The organism is Pseudomonas sp. B21-041, from assembly GCF_024748675.1.
GTDB lineage: Bacteria > Pseudomonadota > Gammaproteobacteria > Pseudomonadales > Pseudomonadaceae > Aquipseudomonas > Aquipseudomonas neuropathica.
On the sequence record NZ_CP087175.1, the window covers coordinates 1,615,233 to 1,638,455 of the forward strand.

At 58.7% G+C, this 23,223-nt stretch carries 20 protein-coding genes; 11 read left to right on the forward strand and 9 right to left on the reverse strand.

Features of this window, described 5'->3' with window-relative positions; genetic code table 11:
• Positions 1-44 precede the first annotated feature (44 nt).
• Both LOY43_RS07210 and LOY43_RS07215 read right to left on the reverse strand, forming a co-directional pair.
• Positions 45-1,223, reverse strand: coding sequence for a VWA domain-containing protein (locus LOY43_RS07210; RefSeq protein ID WP_007911295.1), 1,179 nt, complete (start codon positions 1,221-1,223; stop codon positions 45-47).
• A gap of 12 nt (positions 1,224-1,235) precedes the next feature.
• Complete coding sequence (locus LOY43_RS07215) at positions 1,236-2,081, reverse strand: MoxR family ATPase (protein WP_007911294.1); 846 nt, start codon at positions 2,079-2,081, stop codon at positions 1,236-1,238.
• Positions 2,082-2,369: 288 nt separating this feature from the next.
• On the opposite strand from LOY43_RS07215, the gene LOY43_RS07220 reads away from it, so the two are divergent.
• Positions 2,370-2,645, forward strand: a complete 276-nt coding sequence (locus LOY43_RS07220) for a DUF2442 domain-containing protein (protein WP_245398029.1) — start codon at positions 2,370-2,372, stop codon at positions 2,643-2,645.
• On the opposite strand, the gene LOY43_RS07225 is transcribed toward LOY43_RS07220, so the two are convergent.
• On the reverse strand, positions 2,626-3,702 hold the full coding sequence (locus LOY43_RS07225) for a DUF748 domain-containing protein (protein ID WP_077571561.1): 1,077 nt from the start codon (positions 3,700-3,702) through the stop codon (positions 2,626-2,628). The two genes, LOY43_RS07220 and LOY43_RS07225, sit on opposite strands and share 20 nt — an antisense overlap.
• A 127-nt stretch (positions 3,703-3,829) precedes the next feature.
• Here LOY43_RS07225 and cysK point away from each other — a divergent pair, with 127 nt between their 5' ends.
• Together cysK and LOY43_RS07235 are read left to right on the forward strand one after the other, a co-directional pair.
• Positions 3,830-4,804: a cysteine synthase A gene (cysK, locus tag LOY43_RS07230; protein WP_095049267.1), complete on the forward strand. Its 975-nt coding sequence runs from the start codon at positions 3,830-3,832 to the stop codon at positions 4,802-4,804.
• 184 nt (positions 4,805-4,988) lie between these two features.
• Positions 4,989-5,927: an aspartyl/asparaginyl beta-hydroxylase domain-containing protein gene (locus tag LOY43_RS07235; protein WP_093438167.1), complete on the forward strand. Its 939-nt coding sequence runs from the start codon at positions 4,989-4,991 to the stop codon at positions 5,925-5,927.
• A 55-nt stretch (positions 5,928-5,982) separates the two neighbouring features.
• On the opposite strand, the gene LOY43_RS07240 is transcribed toward LOY43_RS07235, so the two are convergent.
• Both LOY43_RS07240 and LOY43_RS07245 read right to left on the reverse strand, forming a co-directional pair.
• On the reverse strand, positions 5,983-6,180 hold the full coding sequence (locus tag LOY43_RS07240; protein WP_220558902.1) for a hypothetical protein: 198 nt from the start codon (positions 6,178-6,180) through the stop codon (positions 5,983-5,985).
• The gene (locus LOY43_RS07245) at positions 6,177-6,599 is read right to left on the reverse strand and encodes a hypothetical protein (protein ID WP_309475315.1); all 423 of its coding nucleotides are present in this window, start codon (positions 6,597-6,599) and stop codon (positions 6,177-6,179) included. Before LOY43_RS07245 ends, LOY43_RS07240 begins: the two co-directional genes overlap by 4 nt.
• A 295-nt stretch (positions 6,600-6,894) precedes the next feature.
• Between LOY43_RS07245 and LOY43_RS07250 the strand changes: the two genes are divergently transcribed.
• Positions 6,895-7,059 carry a hypothetical protein gene (locus LOY43_RS07250; protein ID WP_162835961.1) on the forward strand — a complete coding sequence of 55 codons (165 nt, stop codon included), beginning with the start codon at positions 6,895-6,897 and terminating at the stop codon, positions 7,057-7,059.
• Positions 7,060-7,154: 95 nt separating this feature from the next.
• On the forward strand, positions 7,155-8,018 hold the full coding sequence (locus LOY43_RS07255; protein WP_220558285.1) for a DMT family transporter: 864 nt from the start codon (positions 7,155-7,157) through the stop codon (positions 8,016-8,018).
• Between the two features lie 120 nt (positions 8,019-8,138).
• Here LOY43_RS07255 and LOY43_RS07260 read toward each other — a convergent pair whose 3' ends face one another.
• Complete coding sequence (locus LOY43_RS07260) at positions 8,139-9,047, reverse strand: DMT family transporter (RefSeq protein ID WP_095049271.1); 909 nt, start codon at positions 9,045-9,047, stop codon at positions 8,139-8,141.
• Positions 9,048-9,132: 85 nt separating this feature from the next.
• Entirely contained in the window at positions 9,133-10,758 is a 1,626-nt protein-coding gene (locus tag LOY43_RS07265) for a methyl-accepting chemotaxis protein (protein WP_258709404.1), read from the reverse strand.
• A 398-nt stretch (positions 10,759-11,156) separates the two neighbouring features.
• Between LOY43_RS07265 and aceK the strand changes: the two genes are divergently transcribed.
• From aceK to LOY43_RS07290, 5 genes are all read left to right on the forward strand, one after another.
• Positions 11,157-12,878: a bifunctional isocitrate dehydrogenase kinase/phosphatase gene (aceK, locus tag LOY43_RS07270; protein WP_258709405.1), complete on the forward strand. Its 1,722-nt coding sequence runs from the start codon at positions 11,157-11,159 to the stop codon at positions 12,876-12,878.
• Between the two features lie 277 nt (positions 12,879-13,155).
• On the forward strand, positions 13,156-17,067 hold the full coding sequence (gene hrpA / locus LOY43_RS07275) for an ATP-dependent RNA helicase HrpA (RefSeq protein WP_258709406.1): 3,912 nt from the start codon (positions 13,156-13,158) through the stop codon (positions 17,065-17,067).
• Positions 17,068-17,386: 319 nt separating this feature from the next.
• Positions 17,387-18,508: a beta-ketoacyl-ACP synthase III gene (locus LOY43_RS07280; protein ID WP_095049275.1), complete on the forward strand. Its 1,122-nt coding sequence runs from the start codon at positions 17,387-17,389 to the stop codon at positions 18,506-18,508.
• Positions 18,509-18,645: 137 nt separating this feature from the next.
• A complete protein-coding gene (locus tag LOY43_RS07285; RefSeq protein WP_093438125.1) occupies positions 18,646-19,257 on the forward strand; it encodes an RNA polymerase sigma factor in 612 nt (203 codons plus the stop codon).
• Positions 19,251-19,490 (forward strand): anti-sigma factor, encoded by a 240-nt coding sequence (locus LOY43_RS07290; RefSeq protein WP_095049277.1) that lies wholly within the window; start codon positions 19,251-19,253, stop codon positions 19,488-19,490. The genes LOY43_RS07285 and LOY43_RS07290 overlap by 7 nt, the downstream gene beginning before the upstream one ends.
• Before the next feature lie 191 nt (positions 19,491-19,681).
• Here LOY43_RS07290 and LOY43_RS07295 read toward each other — a convergent pair whose 3' ends face one another.
• Positions 19,682-21,004 carry a putative porin gene (locus tag LOY43_RS07295; protein WP_007914428.1) on the reverse strand — a complete coding sequence of 441 codons (1,323 nt, stop codon included), beginning with the start codon at positions 21,002-21,004 and terminating at the stop codon, positions 19,682-19,684.
• 282 nt (positions 21,005-21,286) lie between these two features.
• On the opposite strand from LOY43_RS07295, the gene LOY43_RS07300 reads away from it, so the two are divergent.
• Complete coding sequence (locus LOY43_RS07300; RefSeq protein WP_220558288.1) at positions 21,287-22,411, forward strand: GNAT family N-acetyltransferase; 1,125 nt, start codon at positions 21,287-21,289, stop codon at positions 22,409-22,411.
• Between the two features lie 117 nt (positions 22,412-22,528).
• Here the strand turns inward: LOY43_RS07300 and aqpZ are convergent, their stop codons facing one another.
• Positions 22,529-23,221, reverse strand: coding sequence for an aquaporin Z (gene aqpZ, locus LOY43_RS07305; RefSeq protein ID WP_258709407.1), 693 nt, complete (start codon positions 23,219-23,221; stop codon positions 22,529-22,531).
• Positions 23,222-23,223: the final 2 nt, after the last annotated feature.

Below are 23,223 nucleotides of genomic sequence, written 5' to 3' on the forward strand. Positions count from 1 at the left end.
AGGAGTGAGCCTGCTCGCGATAGCGTCCGTCCAGACAAAGCAGGTTATTTGGAAAGAAACCGCATCCCTTCCTCAAGCCCGCGCAACGTCAACGGATACATCTGATCCTCGATCAGATCCCGTACGATATTGGTCGACGAGGTATAGCCCCAGGTGTCTTTCGGGTACGGATTGATCCAGATGAGCTTCTTGTACTTCTCCATGAAGCGCTGCATCCACACGTAACCCGGCTCTTCGTTCCAGTGCTCGACACTGCCGCCGGCCTGGGTAATTTCATACGGCGCCATGGCGGCGTCACCGATGAAGATCACTTTGTAGTCGGCGCCGTACTTGTGCAGCAGGTCCTGGGTCGAAGTGCGCTCCGAGGTGCGGCGCATATTGTTCTTCCACACCGATTCATAAACGAAGTTGTGGAAGTAGAAATACTCCAGATGCTTGAACTCGGTCTTGCAGGCCGAGAACAGTTCCTCGCAGATCTTCACGTGCGCGTCCATCGAGCCGCCGATGTCGAACAGCAACAACAACTTCACCGTGTTGCGCCGTTCCGGGCGCATCTGAATATTCAGCAGACCGGCATCCTTGGCGGTGTGGTCGATGGTGCCGTCGATGTCCAGCTCTTCTGCCGCGCCTTGGCGGGCGAATTTGCGCAGTCGGCGCAGGGCGACTTTGATGTTGCGCGTGCCCAATTCCACCGAATCATCGAGGTTCTTGTACTCGCGCTGATCCCAGACTTTCACGGCTTTGCCCTGGCGCTTGCCAGCATCGCCGACCCGAATGCCTTCCGGGTTGAAGCCACCGGAGCCGAACGGGCTAGTGCCGCCAGTGCCAATCCATTTGTTGCCGCCGGCGTGGCGTTCCTTCTGTTCTTCCAGACGCTTCTTGAACTCTTCGATCAGTTTGTCGAGGCCGCCGAGGGACTGGATCTGCGCGCGTTCTTCGTCGCTTAATGAGCGCTCGAACTCCTTACGCAGCCAGTCTTCGGGAATCAATGCCTGCAAGTGATCGTCGAGCTTTTCCAGGCCATTGAAGTAGGCGCCGAACGCACGGTCGAACTTATCGAAATGGCGTTCGTCCTTCACCAGAATCGCCCGCGACAAGTAATAGAACTCGTCCATGTCGGCGAAGGTCACGCGCTGTTTCAGCGCGTTGATCAGGTCGAGCAGCTCACGCACCGACACCGGCACCTTGGCTGCACGCATTTCATTGAACAGGTTGAGCAACATGGCAGCAGCCTCTTAGCGGGTGCCGCGACGGCTCATGAACGCCAGGCGCTCAAGCAATTGCACGTCCTGTTCGTTCTTCACCAAAGCACCGGCCAGCGGCGGAATCGCCTTGGTTGGATCGCGCTCGCGCAACACCGCTTCGCCGATGTTGTCGGCCATCAGCAGTTTCAGCCAGTCCACCAGCTCCGAGGTCGACGGCTTCTTCTTCAGGCCCGGCACCTTGCGCACGTCGAAGAACACGTCCAGCGCTTCGCTGACCAGATCCTTCTTGATGTCCGGGTAGTGCACGTCGACGATTTTTTGCAGGGTGGTACGGTCGGGGAAGGCGATGTAGTGGAAGAAGCAGCGGCGCAGGAAGGCGTCCGGCAGCTCTTTCTCGTTGTTGGAGGTAATGATGATGATCGGGCGCTTCTTGGCCTTGATGGTCTCGTCGATCTCGTAAACGTAGAACTCCATCTTGTCGAGTTCTTGCAGCAAGTCGTTGGGGAACTCGATGTCGGCCTTGTCGATTTCGTCGATCAACAGAATGACCCGCTCTTCTGACTCGAACGCCTCCCAGAGCTTGCCCTTCTTCAGATAGTTACGTACATCGTGGACTTTTTCATTGCCCAGTTGCGAGTCGCGCAGACGGCTGACCGCATCGTATTCGTACAGACCCTGATGGGCCTTGGTGGTGGACTTGATGTGCCAGGTGATCAACTTGGCGCCGAACGATTCGGCCAGTTGCTCGGCGAGCATGGTCTTGCCGGTGCCCGGCTCGCCCTTGACCAGCAGCGGCCGCTCCAGGGTGATGGCGGCGTTGACCGCCAGCTTCAGGTCATCGGTGGCGACGTAGGCCTGGGTGCCTTCGAACTTCATCTGCTAATCCTCGAACGGTAACGCCGACCTGACGGGCAGGGCGGGGGCGAAATAATCGGATGCCCGACTATAACGCGCAGCCCGGTCGACTGTGAACGCAGACGGCTTATTCAGTCTCTGAATGGGGCGTCACATGTTGACTCAGTCTCGGCCGATGGCCAGTATTCAGGCCTAGTTGATTTGACGATAGCCTTCAGGATGTCCACTGAATCTGTGGCGAGGGAGCTTGCTCCCGCTGGGCTGCGAAGCAGTCCCCATATGCCTGGAGGCGCTGAATTGATGCTATCCATGAAACGACCACGCTTGGCCGCAGTTACTGCACTCTCTGATTGCCGGCTTGCACTGGACTTTGTTGATGGTCGAGCGCTGACACTCGATTTGAGTCGAGATATTCAAACGTGTAAGCAGTTGCAGCCCTTGCTTGATCCCCAAGTCTTTGCGACTGCCATCTTGGGCGATAAAGGTTGGACCGTTGAATGGCCGGCCCCGGACATTCAGATTGGCGCCGATACTCTATATCTGGATGCTTTTCCAGAAATGAACTCTAACCCGCATCCGGCTTAGGCCGTTCATAGCGGGCATTGAATGCCTGTACGAATCCATTGCGCAAAATCTGCAAAAACGCTTCGAACGCGCTGATGTTTTGCTGATGCACGTTACCGCTGAGTTCGACCTTGGTGGCGAACTGGTTTTTCGCCTGGTTCTTCAGCACGGTTTCCGAGCCGCCGACGATGGCCTCCCAGACCGAGCGGAAGATGCTCTTGTTCTTGTTTTCCACGTCCTGCTGCCAGTTGAACACTTCGACGTCGCGCAGCAGGGGTTTGATGTAGCCGTTGACCTGGGCTTTTTTGGCTTGGGCTTCGATCACCACGTCACCGTGGCCTGCGTTGAAGTCGAACTTGCCGTAGGCCGAGGCGAAGTCGTTCATGCTTTTGAGTTCGATGTCTTTGGCGCGCAGGCGGAACTGGAAGTCTTCGAAATTGCTCAGCGGGTCGAAGGTGGCAGTGGTTTCCAGTGGGGCATGCCCGAGCAAAAGCGCTTTGCCCTCGAAACGGGCGTCGCGTTTGCCCTGTTTGTCGACCACGTTGGTCAGGTTGTAGATGCTCGCGTCGACGTTGGTCGCGTTCATGTTCACCGGCGGTTTTGAGTTGAAATTGCGGAAGCTGATCTTGCCGTCGTGAATCTGCACTTCGTCAAGGGTTATCGGCAGCAATTTGCCTAGTTGCGCACGCCAGTCAGTGCCCTGACCGGTCTGGGAGTTCTGCTTGTTGGCTCCGCCATCGACGAAATTGATCTCGGGATTGACGAATTTCACTTGCGCCACCACAGCATGGTCGTACCACAGCGAATGCCAGCTGACCGCCAGATCGATCAGCGGTGCATTGACGAACGGCACCGGTACCTTGCCGTCGACCTTGACGATCTTCAGTCCATTGATCTTATAGGCGCCGCGCCATAGGGCCAGATCGACATCAGTGATCTGGCCCCGATAATCACCCATGTCCGCCAGCTTGCCGTTCAGGTAGTCGCGCACCATGTAGGGCAGGGCGATGTGCAGCGCGATCAGCAGCACAACGACGACGGCGAAAATCCCTAGTGGCCAACTGTAGCGACGCTTCATGACGGCAATTCCCTGACGATGTAAGCGATTGACTGTTACGTCGCGCAGACGTTCGACCCGACTGGACTGTGATGGGCAACAGGCATACCTTTGAAGGCTGAATTCAATGCTGCATAAGGACCCAGCCATGAGCCGTATTTTTGCTGACAACGCCCATTCCATCGGTAATACGCCGCTGGTGCAGATCAACCGCATAGCGCCGCGTGGCGTGACCATTCTGGCCAAGATCGAGGGGCGCAACCCCGGTTACTCGGTCAAGTGCCGGATTGGCGCCAACATGATCTGGGACGCCGAAAGCAGCGGCAAACTCAAGCCTGGCATGACCATTGTCGAGCCGACATCGGGTAACACGGGGATCGGTCTGGCCTTTGTTGCCGCGGCCCGTGGGTACAAGTTGATGCTGACCATGCCGGCCTCGATGAGCATCGAACGCCGTAAAGTCCTCAAGGCTCTGGGCGCCGAACTGGTGTTGACCGAGCCGGCCAAGGGCATGAAAGGCGCAATCGAGAAGGCGGCCGAAATCGTTGCCAGCGATGCTGACAAGTACTTCATGCCATCGCAGTTCGATAATCCGGCCAACCCCGCCATTCACGAAAAGACTACCGGTCCGGAAATCTGGAACGACACCGACGGCGCCGTCGATGTACTGGTAGCGGGCGTCGGTACCGGCGGAACCATCACCGGCGTTTCGCGGTATATCAAGAATACCCAAGGCAAACCGATTCTGTCGGTGGCCGTGGAGCCGATGTCGTCGCCGGTGATCACCCAGGCGCTGGCGGGTGAAGAAATCAAACCGAGCCCGCACAAGATTCAGGGGATCGGTGCCGGTTTTGTGCCGAAGAACCTGGATCTGTCGATGGTCGACCGGGTCGAGCAGGTCACCGACGAAGAGTCCAAGGCCATGGCGCTGCGCTTGATGCAGGAAGAGGGGATTCTATGCGGCATCTCCTGCGGTGCCGCAATGGCGGTAGCGGTGAGACTGGCAGAGACGCCGGAGATGCAGGGCAAGACTATCGTCGTGATTCTGCCGGACTCCGGTGAGCGTTATCTGTCGAGCATGCTGTTCAGCGATCTGTTCACTGAGCAGGAGACTCAGCAGTAATCCAGTTGATTCAGATCAGCCGGGGTTCAGGATCGTTATGCTAATAAATGCTTTGTTGCGCAATGCTTAACACTGATTCTTGTGTAAGGCGGGTTTTGCCCGGCGCCGGTAGTGTTTATCATGGCCGGCTGCCATGCCGGGTAAAGGGCGTTGCGCAGCGTTGTCTTTATTCAAGGAGTCGTTGATGACCTTTTCGTTAGCCGCCAAGGTATTGGTGCTGCTGCTGTTCGTGGGCAGCATCCTCTATGTGCATTTGCGCGGCAAGGCGCGTTTGCCGGTTCTGCGCCAGTTCGTCAACCACTCGGCGCTGTTTGCTCCGTACAACGCCCTGATGTACCTGTTCTCCGGCGTGCCGTCCAAGCCGTACCTGGACCGCAGCAAATTTCCGGAGCTGGACGTGCTGCGCGACAATTGGGAAACCATTCGCGACGAGGCCATGCACCTGTTCGACGAGGGTTATATTCGCGCGGCAGAAAAGAACAACGACGCCGGTTTCGGCTCGTTCTTCAAGAAGGGCTGGAAGCGTTTCTACCTCAAGTGGTACGACAAACCGCTGCCATCGGCCGAAACCCTGTGCCCGAAAACCGTGGCGCTGGTCAGTGCGATTCCCAACGTCAAAGGCGCGATGTTTGCGCTGTTGCCGGGTGGCAGCCACTTGAACCCGCACCGCGATCCGTTCGCCGGCTCGCTGCGTTATCACCTCGGCTTGTCGACGCCGAACTCCGACGATTGCCGGATCTTTGTTGATGGTCAGGTTTATGCCTGGCGTGACGGTGAAGACGTAATGTTCGACGAGACCTACGTGCATTGGGTCAAGAATGAAACCGACCAGACCCGCGTCATCCTGTTCTGCGACGTCGAGCGTCCGCTGAGCAACCGTCTCATGACCCGCATCAACCGCTCCATCAGCGCCTGGCTCGGCCGTGCCACTGCACCGCAGAACCTTGATGATGAACGCGTCGGCGGGATCAACCAGGCCTACGCCTGGAGCAAGAACTTCAGCGACAAGTTCAGTGGCGTGGTCAAACAGTGGAAACGCCGTCATCCGAAAGCCTACCGCGTGATGCGTCCGGTGCTGGCGGTGGTGGTATTGACGTTGTTGGGGTATTGGCTGTTTGGCTGAGGCTGGATATTGTAGAAAAACCGCTCCTTGTGAGCGGTTTTTTATTATCTGCGAGTCAGCGCCGCCCAGCGAGAACGTCGGGTTCGTCTTCGATGCCTGTAATCAGTAGCTGAAGAAAGCGCTGCTGATTGGCTGATAGCTCGGAGGAGATAAACTTTTCGTCCGTTTTGATTGATCTTTTCTTAGTAGGGGATTTTTTCACGGATTTACGCATGTTCCCGCCCTCGTTGATCATTACTTGAACAGTTTTCACGATACTTTACTCTCCACTGCGAGGACAAGGCGGCCTTCAAAATCAAATTTGAAGCCGAGTTTTGTATAAACAGGAATTGCTCCTGGTATCGGTTCCTGGACTTCAATGCACTTACTGCCGATTATTTGCGCAAACTCATCAATGGCCACCATCGACAAAAGCGCAATACGCTTTTTAAGCGGGTGAGGCACTCCGGACCGCCCCTCCAATCGTACGATCCGAATTCGCTGGCGGCTTTTGTTCGGATTGACGAAACACAGCCCGCACAGCTGTTCTTCAAACCAGATCGCGATATCCAGGGATAAAGGTTCTCGTGACTTCCATTCGGCAATCTCTCGCCAGCAAAAATGCGGATCATCCCAAAGCTCAAACGCATCTAGTGCTTTGGCATCGATAGGTTCAAAGCGTACTTTCGACAAGTCTTGTCCCGCTGGTAGCTGCAACAGAGCAGTGGCGATGCTTGCCTGCTTCCTGGCCAGCGACCGATACAACTGATATCGCAGATAACTCCGTTCCCTTGGCATATGATTTCGAGCATTCCATGTCTCCCCATCGATAGGTGTTGCGGTTGCTCAAAAGCCTATTCAGCTCTCATGCATCCGTCGCTACTGGCCCTTTGTCCAAATCATTGCAATCCATGTCGCCCGCTGGTTATAGTCGGCGCTCGTGAGTCGTAAGCCTCACCTTCCACCCTCTCAAAAAAGATCTGCGCCAATGCCTGCATCCCTCATCAACGCGGTAGTCGATTCAGCGGTCAACGCTGGCGTCGTGCCGTGCGGGAATCAGCAGCCCAAGCAGATCAGTCATTACCCCCCACCTGTCAGTAGCACGCCGGTGTGCGCAGTCGTATCACCGCCGGGCGTTGGCGTTTCGGGCTGATCGGCAGTTTCTGCTGACCCCTGCGCCCGCCAGAAAAACCTACTGAATTTCAGCTTCGGCTGAGTTGGCTTCTTGCCTGACTACAGGTGGTAATCATGTTTGTCCTGTCGAAAAAATCCGCGCTCGCGGCCGCGTCCACGAGCCTGTTCGTTCTGCTGTGGAGCAGCGGCGCGATCTTCTCCAAATGGGGGCTGGCCCACGCGTCACCATTTGCCTTTCTGCTAATTCGTTTCGCGATTGCCTTGTGCGGCCTCTTGTTGTTGGCGCCGCTGCTCAAGCTCAAGTTGCCCAAGGGCGGCAAACCAATGCTGTTTGCGGTTGCCACCGGCGTGGTGTTGTTGGGGGCGTATCAGATTTTCTATCTGCTGGCGCTCAACACCAAAGTCACCCCTGGGGTGATGGCGACCATCATGGGTGTGCAGCCGATTCTCACCGTGGTGTTGATGGAGCGGCAGCGCTCGGCGAGCCGGATGTTTGGTCTGGCCTTGGGGTTGGCGGGGCTGATCATGGTGGTTTACCAAGGCATCGGTTTGGCCGGGATGTCCTTGGCGGGGATGCTGTTTGGTCTGCTGGCGCTGGCGAGCATGACGCTGGGCTCGATCATGCAGAAACGCATCACCGACAATCCTCTCGGTACGCTGCCGGTGCAATACTTGGCCGGTCTGTTGTTATGCGGGATTTTCGTGCCGTTCCAGCCGTTCCACTTTGAGCACAGCACAGGTTTTATCGTGCCGGTGTTGTGGATGGGGCTGGTGGTGTCGGTGCTGGCGACGCTGTTGCTGTATCGGTTGATCGCGCGGGGCAATCTGGTCAATGTCACCAGTCTGTTCTACCTGGTGCCGGCGGTGACGGCAGTGATGGACTATCTGATTTTCGGCAATCGCCTGGCGGCGTTGAGTGTGCTGGGGATGCTGTTGATCATTGTCGGTCTGGCGTTTGTGTTCCGTAAAACCAGCTAACAGATCGTCAGGTGGCGGCTTTTAGGCCGCCGATCGCAAGCAGGCTCACTCCTACAGAGGAACGCATTCCAATTGTAGGAGTGAGCCTGCTCGCGATGGCCTTTTCGGCACCGCACAAATTTATCGGGCCGGCGCCTCAGCCGGTTTCACCACCGCCGGCTTCAACACCAGCCACAACGCCAACGCAATCAACACCCCGCCGTAGATATGCGCCATCGACAACGGCTCATCCAGCAGCAACGCCCCCCACAGCACGCCGAATGGCGGAATCATGAAGGTCACGGTCATCGACTTCACCGGCCCGATCGAACTGAGCAGGCGGAAGTAGATGATGTAGGCAAACGCCGTGCAGCCAAGACCCAGGCCCAACAGCGACAGCCAGACATTCCAGCCGCCCCAACTGGCCGGCGGTGCGGTGATCACGCTATATCCAAACAACGGCAACAGAAACAACGTCGCACCGAGCATGCTGCCCAGCGCCGACAGGCGACTGTCCAGACCACCGGCCTGATCCAGCCAGCGTCGCGCGAGGAAACCGGCAAAACCATAACAAGTGGTCGCCAGCAAACAGGCGAGGGCGCCCATCAACAATTGCAGATCGAACGCCACGGGACCGGCGCGGGTCAGCACGCCAACGCCGAACAAGCCGAGGAACACCCCGCCTAGTTTGGCTGCGGTGAGTTTTTCACTGAAGAACAACCCGCCAATCAGCACGCCCATGAGCGGCGTGGTGGCGTTGAAGATCGCCGAATAACCGGCCGGTAACACCTGGGCCGCGACCGAATACAGCGTCGCCGGAATCCCCGAGTTGATCACGCCCAGCAGCATCACGGTTTTCAGTTTGCCTTTGAAGTCCCAGCGCACGCGCATCAGCCCAAGGATCACCAGCAGGCCGACGGCCGCAATCGACACGCGAAAGAATCCGGTCGGGATCGTGCCGACCACCGGTGCAATAATGCGCATGAACAGAAAACTCGCGCCCCAGATGGCCGCCAGCGACAACATACGGAAAATATCGACAGGGCTCACGGCGGGTCTCCTTCCTTGATCGGGACGAGAGTGTTGCCGAGCGCCCTGCCGAAGGCAACCGCTAATCGGGCATGCAACTGTTCGTTCAGATCACAAAGCGTGTAACCAGGCCGTTCAAGTCGACGGCCAGACGCGACAGCTCCTGGCTTGCGGCCGAGGTCTGGGTGGCGCCAGCGGCGGTCTGGGTCGAGAGGTCGCGGATGGTCACCAGATTCTGATCGACTTCGCGAGCGACCAAGGCCTGTTGCTCGGCTGCACTGGCGATCACCAGATTGCGCTGGTTGATCTGCGAGATCGACGCGGTGATTTTCTCCAGCGCCTGACCTGCGCTGTTGGCCCGGCGCAGCGTCTGACCCGCCTGCTCGGCGCTGCTTTGCAATGCGCCCACGGTAGCGCCTGTGCCTTGCTGGATGCTGCTGATCATCAGCTCGATTTCCTCAGTGGAGTTCTGCGTGCGTTGTGCCAGCGAACGCACTTCATCGGCGACCACCGCAAAGCCGCGCCCGGCTTCACCGGCGCGGGCCGCTTCGATCGCCGCATTGAGCGCCAGCAGGTTGGTCTGTCCGGCAATCCCGCGAATCACTTCCAGCACTTTGCTGATGTCCTGTGCCTGCGTGGCCAGGCCTTCGGCTTGTTCGGAAGCACCGAGTACCGCATCGACCAGTTCCTGAATCGAACTGATGGTTTCGCTGACCTGCACATGGCCGTGCTTGCTGTCCTCGTTCGACGCGGCGGACGCCTCGGCGCTGGACACCGCGTTGGCCGCGACTTCGTCCACCGCGGTGCTCATCTCCGTGACTGCGGTGGCGGCTTGTTCGATCTGATTGTTCTGCTGTTGCAGGCCGCGAGTGCTTTGCTCCATCACCGAACTCATTTCCTCGGCCGCGGAAGCCAGTTGCTGTGCCGATTCGCTGATGCCGCGAATAGTCGAGCGCAGATTGCCCTGCATCTCGGCCAAGGCGTCGAGCAGATCTGCAGCCTCATCTTTACCAGTGCTGACGATCTGTCCGCTGAGATTACCGGCAGCAATGCGCCTTGCGACATTCAGCGCCTGATTGATCGGGGTGGTAATACTACGCGTCAACTGCCAGGCCAATAGCAGCGTGGCAATCAGGGCAACCACGATGATGGTCGCGACGATCCACAATGCCCGTAGATATATCGTTGCGGCGGCAGCGGCGGCGGTATTGGCGCCTTGCTGATTGAACGAGATCATCTGCTCCAGGGCCTTGTCGAGCAGCGTTCCCTGTGGCGCCAGTTCATTGTTAAGCCGCGTGTAGGCCTGTTCACTTTGCCCGGCGTCGATCTGGCCGATGATCTGTTCGAGGATGTTCATGTACTTGGCCGTGTTGGCATTCAAGCCGTCGAGCATCACTCGTTCTTCTTCGCTGGAGAGCAGGGTTTTGTGATCGGCGAGGCGTTTGAGCAATTCTTCGCGCTGCGCTTTGATGATGCCTTTGCTTCTGTCGCGCACGGCAGGTTGGGTGCTGGTGATCAGGCGCAACGATTCGAGGCGAATGCTGGCGATGTTCGCCGCCGCGACATGGATGTTCTCGATGCTTGGCATCCATGATTCTTCAATCACTGCTGCACTCTCGCGCAGGGTTTTCATCTGGCCCAGCCCGAACAGGCCGACCACCACCAGCAGACCGGCCAAAACGGCAAAGCTCAAACTGGCGCGCAAACCTATGCGCAGATTCCGGATAGACATCAGTGTGCTCCTTGATCTTTGAGGGGGGGGAGGTCGTCCTCGTCAGCGAGGATCTTGTTATGAAGGGGGTAATGGCGGGCTGTATATCAAAGCGCCACTATTTTGGTAAGACCAATCTGGAAGCGTCGCTGTCGGTAAACGCATGCGCAGCAAAGCAACGAGCTAGACGCGTCTGGTCAGTATTGGAGCCGAAACCCAGCGAATTCGCGGGCTGGCGCGGGGCGACAAGAAGAACCGCTCAGGCGATTAACTGACCGAACGGTCGATTAAAAAAACTTTGCTGAAAACTGTGCCGTTGTACAACCCCGACGCAGAATTGGCCGAAATTGCACTTCACGCGCACACGCTTGCGTGGCTAAGCTCAGCACAGATTTCCCATGCACGCAGAGGTCTTATCTATGCCGCAGCAATGGCCCGCCACCGATATCGCCCGCATGATCCTCGATGGCTTTGACGATTACCGCGAGCATTTCCGGCGAATCACCGACGGCGCCCGGGAGCGTTTCGAGCAGGCGCGCTGGCAGGAGACGCAAACGGCGTCGACGGCACGGATCAATCTCTACGAAGAAAAGGTCGGCGAAACCATCGCTCGCCTGCGCGAATACTTCGATGATGAAACGCTGATGAACGTCAGCTGCTGGCCGCTGGTGAAAAGTGCCTACATCAGCGTCATCGACCTGCGCTTCGATGATGAGTTGTCCGAGACCTGGTACAACTCGATTTTCTGCGGGCTGTTCAGCCACGACCTGATCAGCGACGGCTGCATGTTCATTCACACCACCCGCCCGAGCCTGCGCCGAGCCCGCGCCGCGCAAACCCGCACCTACAAACCGCAGGGGCAGTTGTCGGGGATGCTCGCGAGTATTTTTGCCGATTACCGTTTCAGCGAGGATTACGCCGATCTGCCGGGTGACCTACGCCGCCTCGAAGCGCAACTGCGCGAGAACCTGCCGGACTGGGTGTGCAAGGACCCGGAACTCAGCGTCGAGCTGTTTTCCTCGGTGCTGTACCGTAACAAGGGCGCGTATCTGGTCGGACGCATCTACACCCGCGACGAACAGTGGCCGCTGGTGATTCCGCTGCTGCACCGGGAAGGGCGCGGGATTCAGATCGACGCGTTGATCACCGACGAAGCTGATGTATCGATCATCTTCTCGTTCACCCGTTCGTATTTCATGGTCGATGTACCGGTGCCGGCGGAGTTCATCGGCTTCCTGCGACGCATTCTGCCGGGCAAGCACATTGCCGAGTTGTACACCTCAATCGGCTTCTACAAGCACGGCAAGTCCGAGTTTTACCGCGCGCTGATCAATCACCTGGCCAACACCGATGATCAGTTCATCATGGCGCCGGGCGTGCGCGGCATGGTCATGAGCGTGTTTACGCTGCCGGGCTTCAACACCGTGTTCAAGATCATCAAAGACCGTTTTTCGCCGTCGAAAAACGTCGACCGCGCCACGGTGATCGAGAAGTATCGACTGGTGAAAAGCGTCGACCGGGTAGGGCGCATGGCCGATACCCAGGAGTTCGCCGATTTCCGTTTTCCGTTGAGCAAGTTTGATCCGGCGTGCCTGGAGGAGCTGCTGGAGGTGGCGCCGTCGACGGTGTCGGTCGAGGGCGACACGGTGTTGATCCGTCACTGCTGGACCGAGCGGCGGATGACCCCGCTCAACCTCTATCTGGAAAACGCCAACGATGCGCAGGTGCGTGAGGCGCTGGAGGATTACGGCCTGGCGATCAAGCAACTGGCGGCGGCGAACATCTTTCCCGGTGACATGTTGCTGAAGAACTTCGGCGTCACTCGCCACGGGCGCGTGGTGTTCTACGACTACGACGAAATCTGCTTCCTGACCGAAGCCAACTTCCGCCACATCCCGCAACCGCGCACACCGGAGGATGAAATGGCGTCGGAGCCGTGGTATTCGATCGGGCCGCTGGATGTCTTTCCTGAGGAGTTTCCGCCGTTTCTGTTTGCCGATTCGGGGCAGCGCAAGTTGTTCGATCAGTTGCATGGCGAGCTGTATAACGCGGATTACTGGAAGAGCTTGCAGGAGGCGATTCGGGCGGGGAAGGTCATTGATGTTTTCCCGTATCGGCGCAAAGGCCTCGACAACGAGTAGCTCTTTTAAAAAAACACCCTCACCCCAGCCCTCTCCCAGAGCGAGAGGGGGCCTGCCGAGGTGCCTCAAGTCGAACGCCTACCTGAAAGGCCTTGGCGATTATGGATTCGGTAAATTTCTTTCAGGTCGATGGGCCTCTGGAATATCCCCCAATCGGTCCCCTCTCCCTTTGGGAGAGGGCTAGGGTGAGGGCTGCAATCCCCCTGACACGCCACAAATCCGCCAAATCTGCGACAATCCGCCCCCTGCATAAATAGACGACCGAATTGCCTACCCGATGACCGACGAATCGCCCTCCATCGACAAACTGCTGAAGAACCTCGATCACGCCATGCTCGCCGACCGTCACCGGCTGCGGCGGCAGTTGCTTGAGCTGCGCAAGAAACCCGACGAGGCCAAACTGGCCCAGTGGGTGACGCGCATGCAGGCGTCCTGTGATCAGGTGCTGGCCCGCCGCGCTAGCCTGCCGGTGATTCGTTACGACGACAGTTTGCCGATTGCGGCCAAGCGCGACGAGATCAAAAAGGCGCTGGAAAAACACCAGGTGCTGATCATCGCCGGCGAAACCGGCTCGGGTAAAACCACCCAGTTGCCAAAAATCTGTCTGGAAATCGGTCGCGGTCAGCACGGTCTGATCGGCCACACCCAACCGCGTCGAATCGCTGCGCGCAGCGTCGCCAGCCGGGTCGCCGAAGAACTCGCTACGCCGCTCGGTGCGCTGGTCGGCTATCAGGTGCGTTTCGAGGATCAAAGCGATTCCAACACCCTGATCAAGCTGATGACCGACGGTATTCTGCTGGCGGAAACCCAGAACGATCGCTACCTCGAACGCTACGACACGATCATCGTCGACGAAGCCCACGAACGCAGCCTCAACATCGACTTCCTGCTCGGCTACCTGAAAACCCTGCTGCCGCGTCGCCCGGACCTGAAAGTCATCATCACCTCGGCGACCATCGATCTGGAGCGCTTCTCCAAGCACTTCGACGATGCGCCAATTGTCGAAGTCTCCGGCCGCACCTTCCCGGTGGACACCTGGTATCGCCCGCTGACCCTGGAGCAGGACGAAGAGGGCAACCGCGTCGAAGACGACCTGACGGTGGATCAGGCGATTCTCGCGACCCTTGATGAAATCGCCGCTTACGAGCGCAGCGAGCGTCGCAGCCCCGGTGACGTGCTGGTGTTCCTGCCCGGCGAGCGCGAGATTCGCGACGCTGCCGACATGCTGCGCAAGGCGCAGATCAAACACACTGAAATCCTGCCGTTGTACGCGCGCTTGTCGCCCGCCGAGCAGCAGCGGATTTTCCAGTCGCACCCGGGCCGTCGCGTGGTGCTGGCGACCAACGTCGCCGAGACCTCGTTGACTGTGCCGGGCATTCGTTACGTGATCGACAGCGGCACCGCGCGCATCAGCCGCTACAGCTATCGCGCCAAGGTCCAGCGTCTGCCGATCGAGGCGATTTCCCAGGCCAGCGCCAATCAGCGTAAAGGTCGCTGCGGGCGGGTTGAGCCGGGCATTTGTATTCGGCTGTACAGCGAAGAAGATTTTAACGGGCGCCCGGAATTCACCGATCCAGAGATTCTGCGCACCAACCTCGCTGCCGTGATTCTGCAGATGCTGCATCTGCGTCTCGGCGAGATCACCGCGTTCCCGTTTATCGAGCCGCCGGATGGCAAGGCGATCAGCGACGGTTTCAATCTGCTGCAAGAACTCTCGGCGGTGGATCGCAACAGTCAGTTGACCCCGCTCGGTCGTCAACTTGCGCGCCTGCCGGTCGACCCGCGCATGGGCCGCATGCTGCTTGAAGCGGCCAAGCTCGGCAGTTTGCAGGAAGTGCTGATCGTCGCCAGTGCGATGTCGATTCAAGACCCGCGCGAGCGTCCGCCGGAGCGTCAGCAAGCCGCTGATCAAGCCCACACGCAATGGAAAGACGTTGATTCTGACTTCGCCGGACTGGTGAATCTGTGGCGCGGTTTCGAAGAGCAGCGCCAAGCATTGACCGCGAGCCCGCTGCGCAACTGGTGCCGCAAAAACTTCCTCAACTATCTGCGTCTGCGCGAGTGGCGCGACTCGCATCGGCAGTTGAGCCTGATCTGCCGCGACATGCAGCTGAGCCTCAACAAAGAGCCGGCGGATTACCCGAAACTGCACAAAGCGGTGCTGGTCGGCTTGCTCAGCCAGATCGGTCAGAAAACCGAGGATGGGGATTACCTCGGCGCGCGTCAGCGACGTTTCTGGATTCACCCGTCGTCGGGCATCGGCAAGAAGCGACCGCAATGGCTGATGACCGCTGAGCTGGTGGAAACCACCAAGCTTTATGCACGCATGGTCGCCAAGATCGACGCCGACTGGATCGAGCCGTTGGCCGGGCACCTGATCAAGAAAAACCACTTCGAACCGCATTGGGAAAAGAAGCGCGGCCAGGTCGTGGCCTACGAGCAGATCACTCTGTTCGGGCTGATCGTGGTCGGCCGCCGGCCGGTGCATTACGGCCCGGTGGATCCGGTGGTTTCTCGCGAATTGTTTATCCGTGAAGGTCTGGTGCGTGGCGAGATTCAATCGAAAGCCAAGTGCCTGACCGCCAACCAACAGTTGCTTGAACAGCTCGACGAACTGGAAGCAAAAGCCCGTCGTCGCGACATTCTCGCGGATGAAGAAACCCTGTACGCGTTCTACGACGCGCGGTTGCCGGCGGAGATTCACCAGACCGCGACCTTCGACAGTTGGTACCGCATCAACAGCCAGAAGAATCCGCAGTTGTTGATCATGCGCGAAGAAGACGTGCTGGCCCGCGAAGCCAGTGAAGTCACCGCGCGGGATTACCCGGACACGTTGCACATCGGCGATCTGGAGTTGGCACTGACCTACCACTTCGAACCCAATCATCCGCGCGACGGCGTGACCCTGCGCGTACCGGCGCCGCTGTTGCCGATGTTGCCGCCGGAACGCCTGGAGTGGCTGGTGCCGGGGATGATCGAAGCCAAGTGCATCGCCCTCGTGCGCAACCTGCCGAAAGCTTTGCGCAAGAACTTCGTGCCGGTGCCGGACTTCATCAAGGCTGCCTTGCAACGCATGACCTTTGCCGAAGGTTCGTTGCCGCAGGCGCTGGGCCGCGAGTTGTTGCGCATGACCGGCGCGCGGGTCAGCGACGAGGCGTGGGCCGAAGCCGAGCAAGGCGTCGAGGGGCATCTGCGGATGAACCTGGAAATTGTCGACGGCCAAGGCAAATTCCTCGGCGAAGGTCGCGATCTGGCCGAGCTGACCGCACGGTTTGCCGAAGCCAGTCAGGCCGCGCTGGCGGTGCCGCAGAGTGCGAAAAGTCAGCAACCGGTGGAGGCCAAGGTCTTCGCCCCGGTAGCAGAAAAGACTCAACAGAAGATCGCCGGGCTGTCGATGACGGTATATCCGGCGCTGGTTGAAGAGGGCGGCACGGTCAAGGAGGGGCGCTTCTCGACCCCGGCCGAAGCCGAATTCCAGCATCGTCGCGCCTTGCAGCGGTTGTTGATGCAGCAACTTGCGGAACCGGCCAAGTTCCTGCGTGGCAAGTTGCCGGGGCAGACTGAGCTGGGCTTGCTCTATCGCGAGTTGGGCCGGGTTGATGCGCTGGTCGAAGACATTCTGCTGGCGAGCCTCGACAGCTGCATTCTCGAAGGCGAAGACCCGTTGCCCCGCGACGGCGCCGGTTTGGCGGCACTGGCCGAGCGCAAACGCGGCAACTGGACCGAGCACGCCGAGCGCGTGGCCCGGTTGACCCTGGAGATTCTCAAGCTGTGGCACGGCCTGCAAAAGCGCTTCAAGGGCAAGATCGATCTGGCCCAGGCCGTGGCGCTCAATGACATCAAGCAGCAAATCAACAATCTGGTGTATCCGGGGTTTGTCCGCGAAACGCCGATGCAGTGGCTTAAGGAGTTGCCGCGTTACCTGAAAGCGGTCGAGCAGCGTTTCGAAAAGCTCGGCGCGCAGGTGCAGAAGGATCGGGTCTGGAGCGGCGAACTCGCCGGCCTCTGGGGGCAATACCAGACTCGTGCGGCGAAACATGCCCAGGAAGGCAAACGCGATCCGCAGCTTGAGCTGTATCGCTGGTGGCTGGAGGAATACCGGGTGTCGCTGTTCGCCCAGCAGTTGGGCACGAAAACGCCGATTTCCGACAAACGCCTGAACAAGCAGTGGAGCCAGGTCGAACCGTAACGCTGATCGTTCCCACGCTCTGCGTGGGAATGCCTCTGGGGACGCTCCGCGTCCAGTGACGCGGAGCGTCACGGGCTGCATTCCCACGCAGGAGCGTGGGAACGATCATCCGTGTTGATCTTGAGAAAGGCGCCAAAACCCCGCGTTTATGGCAAACTTCGCGACCATAAACGCCGGTTTCGCGACCCAGAGCCTTCGGCCGGTTCGCGCGACGGAATAAAGCGATGCCAGGTTTGCGTCCCCCGGATGGGAATAGACCCTTTGTGTGTTGGTACGACGGTTCCAGCACTTTCTGCCTGAACAGATTAGAGAAACGACCATGCATAACGTCGTCATCAGCGGCACCGGCCTGTACACCCCGGCCAACAGCATCTCCAATGAAGAGCTGGTGCAGTCTTTCAATACCTACGTCGCCCAGTTCAACGCCGACAACGCCGAGGCCATTGCCAGCGGCGAGGTCCAGGCCCTGACTGAATCCAGCGCCGCGTTCATCGAAAAAGCTTCAGGCATCAAGAGCCGCTTTGTCATGGACAAGGACGGCATCCTCGATCCGCAACGCATGGCCCCGCGTCTGCCGGAGCGTTCCAACGACGAATGGTCGGTGCTTTGCCAGATGGCCATCGGCGCTGCCGAACAGGCCCTGCAACGTGCCGGCAAAACTGCTGCCGACATCGACGGCGTCATCGTTGCCTGTTCCAACCTGCAGCGCGCCTACCCGGCCATCGCCATCGAAGTCCAGGAAGCTCTGGGCATTCAGGGTTTCGGTTTCGACATGAACGTGGCCTGTTCCTCGGCGACTTTCGGCATCCAGGCTGCTGCCAACAGCGTGCAGCTGGGCCAGGCCCGGGCGATCCTGATGGTCAACCCGGAAGTCTGCACCGGTCACCTGAACTTCCGTGACCGCGACAGCCACTTCATCTTCGGCGATGCCGCGACTGCAGTGATCATCGAGCGCGCTGAGACCGCGACGTCCAAACACCAGTTCGACGTGGTCAGCACCAAGCTGCTGACCAAGTTCTCCAACAACATCCGCAACAATTTCGGTTTCCTCAACCGCGCGGCGGAAGAGGGCATTGGTGCCCGCGACAAACTGTTCGTGCAGGAAGGCCGCAAGGTGTTCAAGGATGTCTGCCCGATGGTTGCCGAGCTGATCGGCGAACATCTGCAAGAGAACCAGCTTAACGTCGGCGACGTGAAGCGCTTCTGGCTGCACCAGGCCAACTTGAGCATGAACCACCTGATCGTGCGCAAGTTGCTGGGTCGCGAAGCCACTGAAGAAGAAGCCCCGGTGATTCTCGACACCTACGCCAACACCAGCTCGGCGGGTTCGGTGATTGCTTTCCACAAGTATCAGGATGATCTGGCTGCCGGTTCGCTGGCGGTGTTGAGTTCGTTCGGTGCAGGCTATTCGATCGGTAGCGTGATTCTGCGCAAGCGTTGAAAATCGGTTTAATTTCCTCCTAATCGCGCCGACCTTTCCTACATCCGAATCGGCTCAAACGCTGTAATTTTTCGGAAATGGCGGCAGGTGAAGACCTGCCGCTATCATTTTCGGAATCGGCACAAGGAGATTTTTGGATGGCGGCTGACGACACCCAACTGCTTGCGCGCCTGCTGGCGGGTGAGCAAAAGGCTTTCAAGGAACTGGTGACGACGTATCAGAGCGCTATGCGCGCCGTGGCGTATGCGATTGTCGGCCAGCGTCATGTCGAAGAAGTGGTGCAGGATGCCTGGCTATCGGTGGTGCGCCACATCGCCAGTTTCGAAGGTCGCTCCAGTCTCAAGACCTGGCTGCTGACCATCACGGCCAACTCGGCCAAAAGCCGTTATAAACAAAATCGCCGGGAAGTGTTGATGGATGATCTGCCGTCACCCCATGGCACGATCGACGATGACCGCTTTTCTCCCGGTGACGGCCATTGGCTGGTTGCCCCGTTCGCCTGGCATCAGGACACCCCGGAAGCCTTGCTGACCGAAGGTGAATTGCGTGACTGTCTGGAGCACACCCTGCTGAACCTGTCGGAACTGCAAAGCAGCGTTTTGTTGTTGCGCGAACGCCAGGGGCTGGAGCTGGAGGAGATCTGTAATCTTCTGGAGATCTCGCTCTCCAATGTCCGTGTGCTGCTGCATCGTGCGCGGCTGAAAGTCTTCGCGACCGTGGAGCATTTTGAGGAGACCGGAGAATGCTGACCTGTAAGGAACAAGTGGCGCGCTCCAGCGATTATCTCGATGGCCAATTGAGCTTTCGCGAAAAGCTGATGGTGCGTCATCATCTGATGTTCTGCCCGAACTGTCGGCGTTTCATTCGCCAGATGCGTTTGATGCAAGCGACCTTGAAGGCGATGCCGGAACCACCGCTGGAAGGCGTCGAAGAACTGGCCGAACGCCTGGCCGAGCAACGACGAAAAGATAACCCCCTGTAGGAGCTGTCGAGTGAAACGAGGCTGCGATCTTTTGATCTTGTTTTCAAGATCAAAAGATCGTCCGATCGCGGCCCGAGCCTTCGGCAGCTCCTACATGGGGTTTTTGCATCCTGCAGAAATAACCCAGTGCGGGTGAAACGAACGGATGATGGGGATCGTCCCGCCCGCACAGGGCTATAGGGTGAAGCGTTTTAGAACTTGGCTTCCGCGTCCAGCTGCAAGGTGTTGGCGTCAGCGTCACGCTGGGTACGGCTGGCGAAGTCAGCCTTGGTCAGGAAGTACGTGGCACCGATGGCGAAGTTCTTGTCGATGTCGTAACCGACCTTGAACTTGTGACCGCGCGAACCAGTGGTGCCGTTGGCGAAGTCGGAGTCGGTAAAGGCGCCGACCACAGCGTTGCGCTGCACGTCGCGGTAGTTGTAATCGAGGTTCAGGCCGAAGACTTTCGACTTGGCACCCAACAGCCACGCAGTGTCCTGATCGGTCACGGCGTCGTTGTTCTTCACGTACTGACCGTAGAACGACAGTGGCATTGGCAGACCGCCGATGTCGACCTGGCTGAACCCTTCATACAGACGGAATTCGTTGTTGGCCGAGTTGCCATTGACTGCCAGGGCGCACGGTGTGGACGTGCCGGTGCAGCGGCTGTCTTCGTCGTTCTGGTAGGCGTAGACACTACCGCCCAGAGTCACTTTCAAGTTGTCGGTGATGTTGAAGCGGCTACCCAACTGGCCGGCGGTCAGACGCAGGTCGTGACGGAATTGCACGCCATCGCCGTCAACGTTGTCCTTAAGGTTGTAGTTACCCAGGCTGCCGAACAGTTCGGCGCTGCTGCCCAACGGGTATTTGTAGGTAACGGCCAGACCTTCCGGGTTGATGTCGCTATCCCAGATCACGTCGCCCATGCTGACCCACGGCTGGAGCATCTTGCCGCCGATGATGTGCAGGTTCTTGATCTGGTCAGGGTGGTAGTCGATGTAGCCCAGATCCAGCCAGATCTGCTTCTTGTCGAAGTAGTTGTCCTGGTCCTGGTTGGTCGAACGGGCATCATCGCCGCCGCCGGTGGCGATACGGATACCGGTGTCGACTTGCGGGTTGATCTCGGTGTAGGCACCCAGACGGGCACGAATGCGCTGACGGTCCTTGTCGCGGCCACCGTTGTTCGGCTCGCCGTCGATCTTGATGGTTTCCTGGCGGATACGCACATCGCCCTTGAACTGGGTCTTGGCCGCCCAGGCCAGTTTCTGGTCGAAGACGCTTTGTTCGTTGGTTTTCTTCGCAACAGCAGCGACTTGTTCGTTGGTCTCTTGCTGCGCCTGCTGCGCGATTTGCTGAGCCTTCTGATCCTTGGCCAGTTCAGTTTGCAGTTCGATGTACTGCGCCTGGGAAATGGAACCGTTAGCCTTGAGCATGTCGAGCAGTTTGGCGTCGACTGCAGCACTGGCCGGAACACTCATGGCCAGCAACAAGCCACCGCACAGGGCCGCCGCAGTTTTCGTGGAAGCAAGACGCATAGCAATCTCCGAAGATGAGAGGGGATGGCACAACCATCCGGGGCACAACCGACGATTCGAACGTCGGAAAACAGTGTCCGGGTAGAACCCGGCGCTCTAAAAACAGGCGCCAGTATCGCGATGGTTTATGACAGACCAGTGGCACAGTGATGGCAGGTTGATGACGATATCGATTTGGCCTGAACTATTGATCTAGAGCGCTGTCGGCCGATTGCGGGTGTGCAATGGCGCGCAATCGGCGATACTCGCCGGGCGCTGAAGTCCTGTTGTGGAGAGCTGTCGATGCCGTTGCAATGCCTGCAAAACCTGTCGCAAATCGCTCCGGCAACCTGGGATGCGCTGGTGCCTGAAAGCCAGCCATTTCTGCGCCACGCTTTTCTCAGTGCACTGGAAGACAGTGGCAGCGTTGGCCCTCATACCGGCTGGCAACCTGAGCATTTGCTGCATATTGAAGATGATCGACTGATCGCCGCACTGCCCAGTTATCGCAAGTGGCATTCCTACGGCGAGTACGTGTTCGATCACGGCTGGGCCGACGCCTGCGCCCGCGCCGGCATCGATTACTACCCCAAGCTTTTGACGGCTGTGCCATTCAGCCCGGTGAGCGGCCCGCGCTTGTTGGCGGCCAATGTCGAAGACGGTTTCGAGCTGCTCAAGAGCCTGCCCGGTTACCTGGAAATCGAAGGGCTTTCCAGCGCGCACATCAATTTCACTGACCCGTTTACCGACGCGGCGATGGCCGAACAACCGGGTTGGCTGCAACGCATTGGCTGTCAGTATCACTGGCAGAATCGCGGGTATCGCGACTTTCAGGATTTCCTCGACGTACTCAGTTCGCGCAAGCGCAAACAGATGCGCAAGGAGCGCGAGCAAGTGGCGGGGCAGGGTTTTGAATTTGAATGGCGGGAGGGGCGCGAGCTGGACGAGGCGCAGTGGGATTTTGTCTATGCCTGTTACGCCAACACCTATGCGGTGCGGCGCCAGACGCCGTATCTGACGCGGGAGTTTTTCAGTCTGCTAGCCGAGCGTATGCCCGAGGCGATCCGCGTGGTACTGGCCAAACAAGGCTCACGGCCGGTGGCGATGGCCTTCAGTCTGGTGGGGGGCGACAGTTTCTACGGACGCTATTGGGGCTGTCTGGCGGAGTTTGATCGGCTGCACTTTGAGACGTGTTTTTACCAGGGCATGGATTATGCGATCGCGCAGGGTTATCAGCGTTTCGATGCTGGCGCTCAGGGCGAGCACAAGTTGATTCGCGGGTTTGAACCGGTGATCACCCATTCGTGGCATTACCTGCGGCACCCAGGTCTGAACGCGGCGGTGAAGGATTTCCTGCATCAGGAACGCGCCGGCATCCTCGCGTATGCCGAAGAAGCGAAAACAGCCTTGCCCTACCGCCAAACCTAGATCCCCTTGTGGGAGCGAGCTTGCTCGCGAAAGCGGTGTTGCATTGACATGGATATCAGCTGACACACCGCCTTCGCGAGCAAGCTCGCTCCCACATTTGTTTTGTGTATGCCTTGGCTACTCTTCTTTGCCCAACCAGCGATAGATCCCGCCACCGACCACCGCGCCAATCAACGGCGCGACCCAGAACATCCACAACTGCGCAATCGCCCAGCCGCCGACCATCAATGCCGGCCCGGTGCTACGAGCCGGGTTCACCGAGGTGTTGGTGACGGGAATCGAGATCAGGTGAATCAGCGTCAGGCCCAGGCCGATGGCGATCGGTGCCAGCCCCGGTGGTGCGCGTCTATCGGTCGCGCCCAGAATGATGATCACGAACATCGCCGTCATCACCAGCTCGGTCACAAACCCCGCCGCCATGGAATACTTCCCCGGCGAATGCTCGCCATAACCATTGGATGCGAGGCCGGCGGCGATATCGAAACCCTCCTTGCCGCTGGCAATGTGCGCAATCAGCGCCGCCGCGAGAATCGCGCCGAGCAGCTGCGCGATGATGTAGGAGGGCAACTCTTTGGCCGGAAACCGACCGCCGACGAACAGACCGACCGACACGGCCGGGTTTAGGTGACATCCGCTGATGTGACCGATGGCGAATGCCATGGTCAGCACCGTCAGACCAAACGCCAGGGCCACCCCCAGCACCCCGATTCCCAACGGTGAAGACGCGGCGATCACCGCGCTGCCGCAACCACCCAATACTAACCAGAACGTACCCAACAACTCAGTGACTGAACGTTTGAACAGAGACATGA

Coding starts and splice junctions, on each gene's coding strand:
- LOY43_RS07210 (WP_007911295.1), bottom strand. CDS start 1,223: ATGTTGCTCAACCTGTTCAATGAAATGCGTGCAGCCAAGGTGCCGGTG.
- hrpA (WP_258709406.1), top strand. CDS start 13,156: ATGACCGACGAATCGCCCTCCATCGACAAACTGCTGAAGAACCTCGAT.
- LOY43_RS07285 (WP_093438125.1), top strand. CDS start 18,646: ATGGCGGCTGACGACACCCAACTGCTTGCGCGCCTGCTGGCGGGTGAG.
- LOY43_RS07295 (WP_007914428.1), bottom strand. CDS start 21,004: ATGCGTCTTGCTTCCACGAAAACTGCGGCGGCCCTGTGCGGTGGCTTG.
- aqpZ (WP_258709407.1), bottom strand. CDS start 23,221: ATGTCTCTGTTCAAACGTTCAGTCACTGAGTTGTTGGGTACGTTCTGG.
- LOY43_RS07235 (WP_093438167.1), top strand. CDS start 4,989: ATGACCTTTTCGTTAGCCGCCAAGGTATTGGTGCTGCTGCTGTTCGTG.
- aceK (WP_258709405.1), top strand. CDS start 11,157: ATGCCGCAGCAATGGCCCGCCACCGATATCGCCCGCATGATCCTCGAT.
- LOY43_RS07265 (WP_258709404.1), bottom strand. CDS start 10,758: ATGTCTATCCGGAATCTGCGCATAGGTTTGCGCGCCAGTTTGAGCTTT.
- LOY43_RS07215 (WP_007911294.1), bottom strand. CDS start 2,081: ATGAAGTTCGAAGGCACCCAGGCCTACGTCGCCACCGATGACCTGAAG.
- LOY43_RS07280 (WP_095049275.1), top strand. CDS start 17,387: ATGCATAACGTCGTCATCAGCGGCACCGGCCTGTACACCCCGGCCAAC.
- LOY43_RS07250 (WP_162835961.1), top strand. CDS start 6,895: ATGCCTGCATCCCTCATCAACGCGGTAGTCGATTCAGCGGTCAACGCT.
- LOY43_RS07225 (WP_077571561.1), bottom strand. CDS start 3,702: ATGAAGCGTCGCTACAGTTGGCCACTAGGGATTTTCGCCGTCGTCGTT.
- LOY43_RS07255 (WP_220558285.1), top strand. CDS start 7,155: ATGTTTGTCCTGTCGAAAAAATCCGCGCTCGCGGCCGCGTCCACGAGC.
- LOY43_RS07300 (WP_220558288.1), top strand. CDS start 21,287: ATGCCGTTGCAATGCCTGCAAAACCTGTCGCAAATCGCTCCGGCAACC.
- LOY43_RS07290 (WP_095049277.1), top strand. CDS start 19,251: ATGCTGACCTGTAAGGAACAAGTGGCGCGCTCCAGCGATTATCTCGAT.
- cysK (WP_095049267.1), top strand. CDS start 3,830: ATGAGCCGTATTTTTGCTGACAACGCCCATTCCATCGGTAATACGCCG.
- LOY43_RS07220 (WP_245398029.1), top strand. CDS start 2,370: ATGAAACGACCACGCTTGGCCGCAGTTACTGCACTCTCTGATTGCCGG.